A 13,329-nucleotide genomic window follows, 5' to 3' on the forward strand; every position below is an offset into this window, starting at 1 on the left:
CCTATTGTCAATATATTAGACAATAATTTCGATTTACAAGAAAAAAGAGTCAAGTCCGGAAATTCGTTAATGCAATGCATTAACTCTCTGGTGGGGTGTAGCCTTCAATTTCAGGGGCTTTTCCTTCGAATAAAAAGGCTGTCATCTGCTTTTCAAGAAACTCACGATCAGTCGGATCCATCATGTTTAACCGTTTTTCGTTTATCAGCATGGTTTGCTTTTTTTGCCATTCAGCCCAGGCGTCTTTTGATATATGGTTAAAAATACGCTCGCCCAGCTCACCGGGGTAGAGTTGAAAATCGAGACCTTCGGCTTCTTTTTGAAAATGCTCACAAAATACAGTGCGGCTCATGCGGTGTTCACCTATTTAGTAGTTAACTGCTCCATCAGTTTAACGGTTGGTGCAGCAAAGCCCAAGCCCTGATTGGTATCAGCCTTTACCCATAAGTGTTGTGCTTCGTTGAGTATAGTCTCAGAGGGAGCAACGTCAATTAGCAGGGGCTTGCAGTCCAGATGGAAGTGGCTAAAGGTATGACGAAAAGGTGCCAGCTGTTGTCTTGCTAATTCAGTGACGCCGTATTGTTGGGCCAAGGAAGGAATGTCCGTTTCCTCATCACATTGTGGAAAGCACCAAAGTCCGCCCCATATACCCGACTGAGGGCGCTTCTCCAGCAAAAACTGATGATTATGCCGAAAAAGCAGCATGTGAGTTGCTTTTACTGGTTTAATCTTTTTCGGCTTCTTTCCCGGATACTGTGCTATTGTGTCCGTTGCTCTGGCAATACAGGTGCTATTGACAGGGCATTGCTCGCAAAGCGGTTTACTGCGACTACAAATCATTGCACCGATATCCATCATTGCCTGATTGTATGCGCCGGAGTCTTGCTTTGGGGTCAATTGTTCACTCAGTTGCCACAGTTGCTTTAAAACATCTGCCTTACCAGGCCAGCCAGAAACAGCAAAATGACGTGCTAATACACGCTTGACGTTGCCATCCAGAATAGGTGCGTATTCACCATGCCCAAGAGAGCGAATTGCGCCGGCTGTTGAGCGACCAACCCCAGGTAGTTGTTCGAGTTCATGAACTTTTTCGGGGAATTCACCGTTATATTCAGTGCAAATAAGTTTTGCAGTTTTATGAAGGTTACGAGCTCTTGCGTAATAGCCTAATCCAGTCCATAAATTCAATACTTTGTCTTGTGGGGCTGAGGCCAACTCCTGAACCGTAGGAAAGGTTGCCATAAAACGTTCGAAGTACGGAATAACGGTAGTGACCTGGGTTTGTTGCAGCATAATTTCTGACACCCAGACGCGATAGGGCGTGACGTTTTTCTGCCATGGCAGATGCTTGCGCCCGTATTGCTGAAACCAATTGAGAATCTGTGAGCTAAATGTCTGAGTCAACTGTAAATCTCTGCAAATAAAAATGACTTATTCAAAAAATGTACTAGTCTTTATGTCATACACAGTGTCTCATATTCCGAGCATGATTGTTATTGCAATTAAAAGGAGCTTTGCAATGAAAACCTTAAATTTAATCACTATATCTTTGCTAACCGCGGGGTTAACCGCTCCAGTTTTTGCGCAGCAGACCGAGGTTGAGCAAAACGACTTTTATCTGGGCGCGCGCCTAGGCGCATTTTCTGCCGACGATGATCGTGTCGCGGTAAAAAATGGTCAAGCATTTTTCGTTGATGATGGATTCAAAACCATTACTTCAGGTGTTGAAGCCGGCATGATGTTTACCGAGGCATGGGAAGCCCGTATTTATTATGACTACATGGAAGCAGACTTGGTTGGAGCGGGCGATGCCTACGGCGATAGCTACGGTGTTGATGCGTTATACCACTTTAACAACAACTTTTATGCTGGTTTAGGTGTGAACAACACTGAAATTGGCGATGTTACGGATGTTGCTGCACGAGTCACGCTTGGTCATCGTAGCTTTATCACCGATAATCTGGCATGGCGTGTGGAAGGTGGTGCTCAGCGTGGTTGGGAAGAAGACTACACGGAAATGTTCGCAAACGTAGGTCTGCAATGGTTCTTTGGTGGTCGTGATACCAGTCCTGAACCTAGAACACGTCCAGAGCCACGTCCAGAACCTCAACAAGCGGCACCTGAGCCGGAGTCTGAACCTGTAGATTCTGATGGTGATGGCGTTGTTGACTCAAAAGACAAATGTGCTAATACACCTAAGAATTACTCGGTAGATGAGACCGGTTGTATTCTTTATGAAAACGAAACCATTACGGAAGATTTGTTGGTTGAGTTCGACCTTAACTCTTCTAAAATTCGTAGCGGTGAGCAGTCAGATATAAAAGACATGGCGGAGTTCATGAAGGAACATCCACAACTGGATATTACCATTCATGGACATACAGACAGTACGGGTGAAGCGAAATATAACCAGTGGTTATCTGAGCGCCGTGCTGAGACAGTCGCTAATGAGCTAGTGAACAGATATGGAATTGAGAAGAGCCGCGTTGACTTTAAAGGTCACGGCGAATCTCAACCAAAAGTTCGCGAAGACAACGCTGCTGATCGTCAGGAAAACCGTCGCATTGAAGCAACATTGAAAGTCGTAAACCGGGTACCTAAAACTCGTTAATACCGATTGTATTGATTGCTCGAAATAGCGATAATAGCGCTACTCTAAACAGGCCTGATTTTTCAGGCCTGTTTTTTTGCTATTAGCTAAGTTATTCATTTTCAGGAAAGTCATGAGCCATTTTAAAACTGCCGAAGAAGCCGCCGCTGCGGGAAAATATGTGAGAACAGTGCGCAGCTTTGTGAAAAGAGAAGGAAGACTGACAAAAGGGCAGGCTGCTGCAATTGAACGTCTTTGGCCTTCAGTAGGTTTAACTCTGGAGAATGGCCGGTTGGATTTAGTTGAGGTGTTTGGTCGGCAAGCCCCAGTAACGCTGGAAATTGGTTTTGGTATGGGCCATTCACTAGTTGAGATGGCAGCTAATGCTCCCGAACGTGACTTTATTGGCATAGAAGTACATGAACCCGGTATAGGCGCGTGCCTTATGGCTGCTGAGGAAGCAGAGGTGGAAAATTTTCGGGTGTTTCATGAAGACGCGGTCGAAGTATTAAAACAGTGCATTCCGGATAAAAGTCTGAACTGTGTTCAAATTTTCTTTCCCGACCCCTGGCACAAGAAACGTCACCATAAACGACGCATTGTACAGCCCGAGTTTGTGCAATTATTAATTCAGAAAATTGAGACTGACGGAGTCATTCATCTTGCAACAGACTGGGAAAACTACGCAGAGCATATGCTGGAAGTTCTGAATGACGAACCCCGGTTAACCAATTTTTCGTCTTCAGGTGACTACGTGCCACGTCCCGACAATCGCCCAAAAACCAAGTTTGAACGCCGGGGAGAAGGAAAAGGCCATGGCGTTTGGGACCTTCAGTTTAAAATCAACTAATCTGCCACGCTTCTGGCTTAATCCAGAAGCGTATCCAGAACCGAGTTTAAAAATCGGTGGCCGCGTTGAGTTAGTTGCCAGTTAAGCTCGTCTTCCATTACAAGCTCCAGAGTTTTGGCCTTCGTTAACTGCTTTGAGGCTACCTCTGCAGAAAGAGCCGTGGTTTGTTCAAAGTTACTTTTACTAACTGGCTCCAGTAAGCGGAACTGGTTCATGAAAAACTCAAACAAGCGGTCATCTACTGCAACTTCTTTTACTTGATAGCGCAGGGGCTTGGTTAAATCTAAATAGCCTTTGGGGTGCTTCACTTTTTCGCAACGCAGAATTTTATTTTCTTGAGGCAGAGTGACTTTGCTGTGGGCTCCGCAACCAATACCTAAATAGTCGCCATATTGCCAGTAGTTACGGTTATGCCTGCTCTGATGGCCTGGTTTAGCGTAAGCGCTCACTTCGTACTGAGAATAACCTGCTGCTTCCAGAAGTTTATGACCCTGCTGATAAATTTCCCACAGTGTATCGTCGTCCGGGAGTTCCGGGGGCTGGCTCGCAAATAGCGTGTTAGGCTCAATCGTCAACTGATACCAGGAGATATGCGGCGGGTTCAGGGCAATGACCTGACGTAGGTCGTCTAATGCCATTTCTACGGTCTGATCCGGTAAACCATGCATAAGGTCGAGATTGAAACTGGATAGCGGTAATTCACTTGCGTGCGCAGCTGCATCCTTTGCCTGTTGCGGATTGTGAATACGCCCCAGGCGTTGTAACTGATGTTCCTGTAAGCTCTGAACGCCAATAGACAAGCGGTTGATGCCTGCAGCAACGAAAGCAGAGAATTTTTCAGTCTCAAAGGTTCCCGGGTTCGCTTCCATCGTCACTTCACAATCGGAACTTAATGCGATGATTGAACGAACCCCGTCCATTAACTGCTGTATTGCTTTTGCAGACAATACACTCGGCGTACCTCCGCCGATAAATATTGACTGAATTTCCCGGCCCTGAACCCAGTCAATGTCGGCTCGTAAGTCTTCTAAAAGACGGCCGACATAACTTGCTTCAGGTACATCTCCGGTCAGTTTATGTGAATTAAAATCACAATAAGGGCACTTCTGAATACACCATGGAATGTGTATATACAGAGACAGCGGCGGAAGCGTCAGAGGAGAAGTCATTCAGCCAACTGCTCAAGTAGTAACTTTAACGCCTGTCCGCGGTGGCTAAGTCCTTGTTTTTCTGTTTTGCTTAATTGCGCTGCGGAACAGTTTTTTTCTTTAACCCAAAATACTGGATCGTAGCCGAAACCTTCTTCTCCAACCGGCTTGGTTAATATGTGTCCGTCCCAGCGACCCTGGCAGATGATTGGTGTCGGATCTTCTGCACTTTGCATATAAACCAGTACGCAATGAAAACTGGCCTGACGCTGACTTTCTTCAATGCCCTCTAAGGCTTGCAGTAATTTATGTATGTTGTCGGAATCAGAGGCGTTGCTGCCAGCGTAGCGGGCCGAGTAAACGCCCGGAGCACCATTTAAAGCAGTAACAGCCAGACCTGAGTCATCAGCAATAGCAGGTAACCCCGTTTGCTGGCACGCGTGGCGAGCTTTTATAATGGCATTTTCAACAAAAGTGGTGCCGGTTTCATCAGCCTCGGCGAAGTCCCATTCTGACTGCGGGCGAACTTGCCAGTCGGCGGTAGCATGTGTCTGACTTAACATGTGACGTAATTCGGCAACTTTGCCCGCGTTGCCGGTAGCCAGCACTAAGGTTTTTTGTGACGTCATAAGCGAACCTGTACCCTAATTATCAAGGGGCACAGGATAAAGGGTTTTAACCGGATTTGAAATCTAACATTAGCTGCTAAGTGAAATCTGCTATGATGAACAAGCAGAGACAAAGATAAGGAGATTCTATTTGGATTCGGCTAACACCTTGATTTTATTGTGTGGCTTGCTGCTGGTTGTCAGTATTTTAGCCGCTGTAGCATCCAACCGGCTGGGTGCACCTGTGCTGCTGACCTTTTTATTAATTGGTATGTTAGCGGGTGAGCAAGGTGTATTAGGTGTCGAGTTTAATAACCCGGATGTCGCATTTTTTATTGGCTCTGCGGCCTTGGTCATTATTTTGTTTGACGGTGGTATGCGAACGCACCCCGAGCGCTTTAGGGTGGCACTTTGGCCGGCTATTAGTCTGGCAACCATAGGTGTTGCATTAACCTGCACTCTGGTGGCTTCTGCCGCGGTCTATTGGTTTGGTTTACCCTGGCCTGCGGCTTTACTAATGGGAGCTATACTCAGCTCAACAGATGCCGCGGCAGTGTTTGGTATATTTCAGTCCCGTGGATTGCAGATTAAAGAGCGGGTTGCATCAACCCTTGAGATAGAGTCGGGTAGTAACGACCCCATGGCCGTTATTCTGACTTTAACCATGACCGGTGCCGTAGCCAATGGCAACTTCCCAGACTGGTACTGGGTAGGCATGGATATTATCTGGCAGTTAATTGGCGGTCTGACCATAGGTTGGTTAGGTGGTCGGTTATTCATTATTGCGGCACGTAAGTTGCCTCTTAGTTTTAGCTTCTTTCCATTGCTGGCGGTAGCCTGCGCTATTTCCATTTATGCGCTAACAGCAAAACTCCATGCCAGTGGATTTCTGGCGGTCTATTTAATGGGTTTTGTTATTGGTAATGCACGACTTCCCCAACTGGTGCATATACTGCAGGTACAGGATGGTCTTGCGTGGTTAAGTCAGATAGCTATGTTCCTGATTCTGGGGCTGCTTGTTGTGCCTTCTCATTTAATGGCTAATGCGCCGTTGGCTGTGGGTATTGCCTTTACCTTAATTTTTATTGCCCGTCCGTTAGCTGTCGTTATTAGTTTATTGCCATTTAGCTTTCCCTGGCGTGAACAGGTGTTTATCAGCTGGGTGGGTTTAAGAGGCGCTGTTCCTATCATACTGGCGTTATTCCCCTGGCTGAGTGGCGTACCCGAGCAAGAGTTGTATTTTGATATTGCCTTTGTGGTGGTGATGATTTCGCTCATTATTCAGGGATGGAGTATTGCACCTGTGGCTCGTTGGTTAGGGCTTGAGGTGCCGCTAAAAGCTAAACCTCAGCAGCGTATGCCGCTGTCCTCAGTTCCCAGCAAGGAAGCGTTAGAAGTCTGGCTTTATCAAATAGACAAAAACTCGCCAGCTTGTGACCATACCTGGAAGGAGCTAAAACTAACGGCTCCGGCTACTTTTGTTGGGTTAATTCGCGATGGCGAATGGTTACAGCCAGAAACTCAGCCTATGGTGGAAGAGGGTGATGGCCTACTGGTCGCCGCAACGGTAAACGATATTGATGAAGTGAGCAGAATTCTCGCATCAGGAGGTAAGGGCTTAAAAGTATCGGAGAAAGACTTCTTTGGTGACTTTACTTTACGTGGCGACCTGACGCTGGCCGATGTCGGCAGTTTCTATCCTCTGGGTAACCTGGACGATGCGCTACTGAGTACCACTATTGCTGATTACTTCTCGCAGAAATTCCATCGCCGCGTTGTTATTGGTGACAATATACGTTTGGGCGACGTCATTCTGACAGTAAGGAAAATCAGTGATAAAGGTGATATTCAGTCGATAGGTGTTAAGCCGGTTTAAAGCTAGTCGTTTAACCAGAACTCCTGGTTAAATTTAAACTGTTGCTCACCAACCTGAATGGTAAAACGCAGGGTTTCAGCATTAGAGTACTCAAACTGAGCCAGATAATAACTGGCATCACCTTCTGTCACCTGTTGAAAATCGAGCTCTTGTATCTGCCCCAGCGGATTAACCACTTGCCCGGTTACCCCGGGTGTTTGCGCTTTTTGAGTGTTTTTATCCAATACCGCAATATTGAGCACGCCTTTCGATGCGCTGCGGGTTAAGTCGTATTGCGTCGCAATAGAGGGAGATAAAGAGGTGGAGTTAAAAGCGCTGTAGTGAACATCCCAGTCGCCGAGCGTCTCTTTCTGTTCAGCCATGACAATGCCTGAAAATATTAAAGAAACGACCATTACTGTTTTAACAAAGAATGCTTTACTCATCACTTTTTCCTCCACCAGTAGCGTTAAACGCCAATGAGTATGCGTAGAAATTGCAGGGCAATAATGACAACCAGTACCGATAAATCTAAGCCCCCAATTGGAGGAAGAATTTTACGTACAGGCGCTAATAACGGCTCTGTGATTTGATGTAGCATGGCTTCTACCGGGTTGTACCCCTGTGAGAACCAGCTGAGTATTGCCCGAATAACCAGTACCCAGAACAACATTGACAGCAAACTGCTTACAGCCGTTAATATTCCCTGAATAACAATCACCAGCGGGTCAACAACTAAGTTGTTAAGCCAGACCAGCGCCGCTACTTTTAGCATGCCTAATGCTAACGCAAAAATTAAGCTGGCTGTGTCCAGCTTGCCCAGCATTGGCATAAAGCTGCGCAGCGGGCCCACGACAGGCTGGGTTGCCTTATAAACAAACTGGCTGACCGGGTTATAAAAATCAGCTTGAGTTAACTGCATCCAGAGTCGCAAAAGTACTATGACCAAATACAGGTCAATTATGGTTGCGACTAAAAATGTAAGGGCGTTATTCATAGTGACTCCTAAAAGAGTTTCGCCATTTCCTGATTACGGTTAACCGCGGCTTTTACCGCTTTTTCCGAAATGCCGTGTAAGTCTGAGTCTTGATACGCTTCAACACCCTTAGCCGTGGAGCCGCCTTTGCTGGTGACTTGTTTGCGTAAGTCTTCCAGTGATAATTCACTTTCCTTCGCCATTTGAGCGGCACCTAAACAGGTTTGCTGAACCATAGCGCGGGCTTTTTCGGCATCAAAACCAAGCTCTGTTGCAGCTTTTGCCAGGCTGTCCATAAACTCGAAAAAGTAAGCTGGTCCGCTTCCGGCTACAGCACCGAGAATATCGAGCTGATCTTCGTCACTAACCCAGAGAGTTTCACCTACGCCATTAAAGGCTTCGGTTACAAAGTTTTTATCCGCTTCGTCAACGGAATCGTCCGTAACTAAACCTGACATGCCCTGACCTACCAGTGACGGCGTATTTGGCATAACCCGGATAATACGGATGTTTTCGCCTAAATACTCGCGGTATTTTGGAATACGAATACCTGCTGCAATGGTAATAATCAATTTGTCTGTCAGGTTGTGGACGTTTTCACGTAAGTGAGCGCAAACTTCTGCCATTAACTGAGGCTTAACCGACAGTACGATAGCGTCAGCGTTATTCACCACTTCCAGATTGTCGTTACTGGTATTAACGCCCAGTTCGGACTTCATCTTTTCTAATTTGGCGTCACTTGGGTTACTGACCCAGACTTTATCAGCAGGGTAACCGCTTTTACACATACCGCCGACAATGCTTTGTGTCATATTTCCTGCGCCAATGAAGGCAATATTCCGAATGTCGTTCATTAGGACTCCCGTTCTCCAAAAATTGCTGTTCCAATACGTACCATGTTAGCACCCTCAAGCACTGCTTGTCGCATATCACCAGACATCCCCATGGATAAGGTATCAATTTGCTCGCCGTAAGCTCTTTGCAACTGTTGGTAGAGCTTATACATGTGCTGAAAGCTTTTTTTGCATTCGTCTTCTGTTGTCCCGGCTTTAAGAATAGTCATTAAACCGCGTAATTTTAGTTTTGGGCAATTCATAACGTATTCCGCTAAAGCGTCAACCTGCTCGGGGGCTAAACCCGATTTATTGTCGTCATCATCAATATTAACCTGCAATAACAGGTTTAGCTGTTGCGAATCGCCGGGGCGCTGCTCATTGAGACGACGAGCTATTTTCTCGCGCTCTACGCTCTGTACCCAGTCAAAGTGCTGAGCTATGTCTTTGGTTTTGTTCGACTGAACCGGGCCGATAAAATGCCATTGTACCGGCTCGGAAGTTTGTTCTTTTAGCTGAGTAATTTTATCAACGGCTTCCTGAACATAGTTTTCGCCGAAATGCATTTGTCCGGCGGCAATAGCGGCTTTTATCGCATCCAAAGAGTGCTTTTTACTCACCGCCAGCAATTTTACTGACTGCTGGTGTGGCGATTTTTCAGATAAAATCTGCAATTGCTGACGTATTTCCGCGAGATTATTTGTTATCTTTTCTGCTACCTTAGTTGTCATTGCCACCGTCATCTCACTTATTCAGGGATAAGATATATGAATGTTAACGAATTACTGGCCTTCAGTGTGAAACAAAATGCTTCGGACTTACACTTGTCCTCCGGCAGTGTCCCTATGATTAGAGTGGATGGGGACATTCGTCCGCTAAATCAACCCGAGCACCAGCCGGATGAGCTGAAAGACATGTTGTTTGAGGTGATGACTAAAGGTCAGTGGCAGGAGTTCGAAGAAAAATTTGAGTGTGATTTTTCGTTTGAAATTGAAGGTGTCGCGCGTTTCCGTGCCAACGTGTTTACCCAACGCAAAGGCATTGCTGCCGCTTTTCGCATGATCCCCGCGGAAGTCACCACTTTAGAACAACTGGATGCTCCGGAAATCTTTAAGGACATTGTCAGTGCTAACCGGGGTTTAGTGTTGGTAACCGGACCGACCGGCTCCGGTAAATCAACCACATTGGCGGCCATGGTGAATTATTTGAACCAAAACCGCTCGTTGCATATTTTGACCATTGAAGACCCAATAGAATTTGTTCACGACAATCAAAAAAGTCTGGTCAGTCAGCGCGAAGTACACAGGGATACTCGTAGTTTTAGTGCGGCGCTTCGCTCAGCCCTGCGAGAAGACCCTGATGTGATTCTGGTGGGTGAAATGCGCGATTTAGAAACTATCCGTTTAGCTATGACGGCAGCTGAAACCGGGCACTTAGTTTTAGGTACCTTGCATACAACCTCTGCGCCAAAAACCATCGACCGTATTATTGACGTATTTCCGGGTGATGATAAACCCATGATCCGCTCCATGCTGTCGGAATCTTTGCGTGCCGTTATTTCGCAGAGCTTGCTGAAACGAGTAGGGGGCGGTCGTGTTGCCGCACATGAAATTATGCTGTCATCGCCCGCTATTAAGAACTTGATTCGCGAAGACAAAGTGGCGCAAATGTACTCCTCTATTCAAACCGGAGCAGAGCGGGGCATGCAAACATTAGATCAGGCGCTCAAGAAATTACTGGCTCGTGGCGATATAGAAGCAGAAGAGGCGCGCCACTGTGCGGTGACTAAAGAGGATTTCTAATGCTAATACGGGTCGTTTGGCTGCTACTGTTGTTGGGGGTGGCGTTTAGCGCAGCTGCACAGCAGACAACACGAGTGGCTTTTGGCTGTTGCATTGACCATACCAAGCGACAGGAAGTCTGGGATGCGATTAATCATGCGCAGCCTGAAGTCTTTGTGTTCCTGGGCGACACTATTGACGAGAACGCCGGTGATATGGACGACTTACTGGATGCCTATGAGGTGTTTAACCGGTACCGGGGGCCGCGGGTTCTGCGGCGCAACTCTGCGGTTATGTCGGTATGGAACCGCAACGACTACAGTCTGGATGATAAGAGCGGAAAAAATAACCCGAATCGCTATGCTGTTCGCAACCACTTTCTGACTTTCTGGCGTGAACCGGCAACCTCGGAACGCTTGTTTCAAAGCCATGGTATTGCGAAGAGTGTGATTTTTGGGAATGAACCGCAACGTGTGCAGGTTATTGTTCTGGATGGCCGCTGGAACCGTGACCCACTGAGCCAGGTGGGCTGGGTAGAGCGTCAGACTCGCCGATTTAATGCTGATTTAGGCCCTTATCAGTCGAATAATACGGGAGATTTGCTGGGTGATGAACAATGGCAGTGGCTTGCGGAGCAATTACAACAGCCTGCCGAAGTCCGCATTATTATGAGCGCGACACCGGTAATAGCTCCTGCTAACGGCTATGACAGCTGGGCACTATACTTGCGCGAACAAAATCGTTTAAAAGAGCTGCTAACCGAACTGAAGCCTTCGGGATTATTGCTGGCCAGTGGTGACCGCTTGTTTGGTGAGTTCGCTAAGTCAGATGAATTCCTGTCTTATCCACTCTGGCAGGTGACTCCGGGGTCTGTTAACTTTGACGGTGAAACGCCTTACTCGTCTGTTTATCGCGACGGTGAAGCATATGCCGAAAGCCGTTATGGTCAAATTGAAGTCATTTGGAAAGAGCAGCCGGAACTGGAGTTAACACTCCGCGATGTTGACGGCCGGCCGCTCGATACTCGTCGGGTTCCCCTTAGTCAGTTACAGCCAGACTAGGCGACTTACGGTGTTTTGTCGCCTGTTCGTAGGCGAATGCCGCTTCTATGAGCGTGGCCTCAGAGCGTGCAGCACCAAAAAAGCTGATACCTACCGGTAGGCCGGGCTCGTCTCCAATTTGGATATAACCCATTGGCACTGATATGTGCGGGTATCCGGCAACGGCCGCTGGTGAACTGGCCGAGCCTGAATAATTGTCGCCAAGTACGTGGTCAATTTTCCAGGCAGGGCTTGTTGTCGGAGCTATTAGTAAGTCGATATTGTTCTCCTGAAGCATGGCATCGATGCCTTCCCTACCTGCCAGCTTTTTGCTTTTGGCCAACGCTTTCTTATAAGCGGCTTCGTCATCCTGAGCCTCTGCCATTTCAAAAAGCTCCTGACCAAATAGTGACAACTCCTGCTCAGGCAATTCATTATTTGCCGCTATCATGTCACTTAAATTGTTAAAGGGCAGATTCGTGCTTTTCAGATAAGCTGCCATATCCTGTTTAAACTCATACAGCAGCACGGTAAATTCATCGCCGCCGTATTCTCCGTAGGTTGTCATCTCAACGTTAATAATTTCAGCTCCCTGAGCTTCCATAATCGAGAGCTGTTGCTCGAACTGTTCGTCAAGCAAGTTGTTGTAACCCATTAAGTTACGAACGACACCAATACGCTTACCTTCGAGTCCGTCTGCTTTTAAATGCGAGGCAAAATTCGTTTCGGTACGATAGCCAGCGGGGTCATCCGGATCGTAAGCTTGCATCGCATCCAGCATTAAGGCGGCTCCGGCTACACTACGAGCCATTGGGCCTGCAGTATCCTGACTATGTGCAATAGGTATAATGCCGTCGCGACTGATAAGGCCCAGCGTTGGCTTGATGGTAACAATGCCATTAACAGCGGCCGGACAGGTTAGCGAGCCATCGGTTTCGGTACCTACCGCAAGTGCGACTAAATCGGCGGCAACAGCGGTAGCGGAACCTGCACTGGAGCCACAAGTGGAACGAGTTCTGTCATACGGATTGACCGCCTGACCGCCAATGGCACTCCAGCCCGAGCTCGAGCGCGTAGAGCGAAAATTCGCCCATTCGCTTAAGTTAGCTTTGCCTAAAATAATGGCACCAGCATCGCGTAATTGCGTTACAAGAAAAGCATCATCTTCCGGGTAGTTTTCTGCGAACAGTAATGACCCCCCTGTATTTGCCATGCCGTCAGCGGTATCGATGTTGTCTTTTAACAGAACAGGAATACCGTGTAATGGACCTCGAACCTTACCTTGTTCGCGTTCTTCATCAAGCCGTCTGGCATCTGTCAGAGCATTTTCGTTGGCGCTGTTTACTGCTCGTAAGTTAGCATCCTGACGGTTATGACTATTAATGCGTTGCAGGTAATATTGTGTGAGTTGTTCGGCACTTAAATCACCATTGGTCATGGCATTTTGCAACTCAATAACAGAGGCGTCCTGCCAGGAAAACTTGTCCTGCTCCGTTGGTGATATCTGACAGGCCGACAAGGTCAGAATAAATAGAAATGCAACGAGTTGTCTCATGCTAAAGCCTTTGTTGTTTTTATGTTTTCATAAAGTGGCATAACTTTTCCTGTAAGGCGAGTCATGCGAATAAAAATCAGGTAAAATAGCGTC

At 47.1% G+C, this 13,329-nt stretch carries 14 protein-coding genes; 5 read left to right on the forward strand and 9 right to left on the reverse strand.

From position 1 onward, the window contains the following. Positions 1-79: 79 nt before the first annotated feature. Positions 80-352, reverse strand: a complete 273-nt coding sequence (locus ACN0RF_RS07145; protein ID WP_011235212.1) for an oxidative damage protection protein — start codon at positions 350-352, stop codon at positions 80-82. An 11-nt stretch (positions 353-363) separates the two neighbouring features. Further along, positions 364-1,404: an A/G-specific adenine glycosylase gene (gene mutY, locus ACN0RF_RS07150; RefSeq protein WP_417438523.1), complete on the reverse strand. Its 1,041-nt coding sequence runs from the start codon at positions 1,402-1,404 to the stop codon at positions 364-366. Between the two features lie 115 nt (positions 1,405-1,519). On the opposite strand from mutY, the gene ACN0RF_RS07155 reads away from it, so the two are divergent. Both ACN0RF_RS07155 and trmB read left to right on the forward strand, forming a co-directional pair. Further along, entirely contained in the window at positions 1,520-2,611 is a 1,092-nt protein-coding gene (locus ACN0RF_RS07155; RefSeq protein ID WP_417438524.1) for an OmpA family protein, read from the forward strand. Positions 2,612-2,723: 112 nt separating this feature from the next. Further along, a complete protein-coding gene (trmB, locus tag ACN0RF_RS07160; protein WP_417438525.1) occupies positions 2,724-3,440 on the forward strand; it encodes a tRNA (guanosine(46)-N7)-methyltransferase TrmB in 717 nt (238 codons plus the stop codon). 17 nt (positions 3,441-3,457) lie between these two features. Here trmB and hemW read toward each other — a convergent pair whose 3' ends face one another. Together hemW and rdgB are read right to left on the reverse strand one after the other, a co-directional pair. Beyond that, positions 3,458-4,609 carry a radical SAM family heme chaperone HemW gene (hemW, locus tag ACN0RF_RS07165; protein WP_417438526.1) on the reverse strand — a complete coding sequence of 384 codons (1,152 nt, stop codon included), beginning with the start codon at positions 4,607-4,609 and terminating at the stop codon, positions 3,458-3,460. Then, entirely contained in the window at positions 4,606-5,217 is a 612-nt protein-coding gene (gene rdgB / locus ACN0RF_RS07170; protein WP_417438527.1) for an RdgB/HAM1 family non-canonical purine NTP pyrophosphatase, read from the reverse strand. Before rdgB ends, hemW begins: the two co-directional genes overlap by 4 nt. A 130-nt stretch (positions 5,218-5,347) precedes the next feature. Between rdgB and ACN0RF_RS07175 the strand changes: the two genes are divergently transcribed. Further along, a complete protein-coding gene (locus ACN0RF_RS07175; protein WP_034822474.1) occupies positions 5,348-7,072 on the forward strand; it encodes a potassium/proton antiporter in 1,725 nt (574 codons plus the stop codon). A 2-nt stretch (positions 7,073-7,074) separates the two neighbouring features. On the opposite strand, the gene ACN0RF_RS07180 is transcribed toward ACN0RF_RS07175, so the two are convergent. The 4 genes from ACN0RF_RS07180 to ACN0RF_RS07195 are packed head-to-tail and all read right to left on the reverse strand — an operon-like array spanning position 7,075 to position 9,591. Continuing rightward, positions 7,075-7,497: a DUF4426 domain-containing protein gene (locus ACN0RF_RS07180; protein WP_034822476.1), complete on the reverse strand. Its 423-nt coding sequence runs from the start codon at positions 7,495-7,497 to the stop codon at positions 7,075-7,077. A 23-nt stretch (positions 7,498-7,520) separates the two neighbouring features. Further along, positions 7,521-8,048, reverse strand: coding sequence for a YggT family protein (locus tag ACN0RF_RS07185; protein ID WP_253618714.1), 528 nt, complete (start codon positions 8,046-8,048; stop codon positions 7,521-7,523). 8 nt (positions 8,049-8,056) lie between these two features. Further along, positions 8,057-8,881, reverse strand: a complete 825-nt coding sequence (proC, locus tag ACN0RF_RS07190; RefSeq protein ID WP_011235203.1) for a pyrroline-5-carboxylate reductase — start codon at positions 8,879-8,881, stop codon at positions 8,057-8,059. Beyond that, positions 8,881-9,591, reverse strand: coding sequence for a YggS family pyridoxal phosphate-dependent enzyme (locus tag ACN0RF_RS07195; RefSeq protein ID WP_417438528.1), 711 nt, complete (start codon positions 9,589-9,591; stop codon positions 8,881-8,883). Before ACN0RF_RS07195 ends, proC begins: the two co-directional genes overlap by 1 nt. A 36-nt stretch (positions 9,592-9,627) precedes the next feature. Between ACN0RF_RS07195 and ACN0RF_RS07200 the strand changes: the two genes are divergently transcribed. Further along, entirely contained in the window at positions 9,628-10,662 is a 1,035-nt protein-coding gene (locus ACN0RF_RS07200; RefSeq protein WP_417438529.1) for a type IV pilus twitching motility protein PilT, read from the forward strand. Further along, positions 10,662-11,702 (forward strand): phosphodiesterase, encoded by a 1,041-nt coding sequence (locus tag ACN0RF_RS07205; protein ID WP_417438530.1) that lies wholly within the window; start codon positions 10,662-10,664, stop codon positions 11,700-11,702. The genes ACN0RF_RS07200 and ACN0RF_RS07205 overlap by 1 nt, the downstream gene beginning before the upstream one ends. On the opposite strand, the gene ACN0RF_RS07210 is transcribed toward ACN0RF_RS07205, so the two are convergent. Then, positions 11,680-13,236, reverse strand: coding sequence for an amidase (locus ACN0RF_RS07210; protein ID WP_417438531.1), 1,557 nt, complete (start codon positions 13,234-13,236; stop codon positions 11,680-11,682). The genes ACN0RF_RS07205 and ACN0RF_RS07210 overlap by 23 nt on opposite strands. Positions 13,237-13,329 lie beyond the last annotated feature (93 nt).

This window comes from Idiomarina sp. (assembly GCF_048260185.1).
Classification (GTDB): domain Bacteria; phylum Pseudomonadota; class Gammaproteobacteria; order Enterobacterales; family Alteromonadaceae; genus Idiomarina.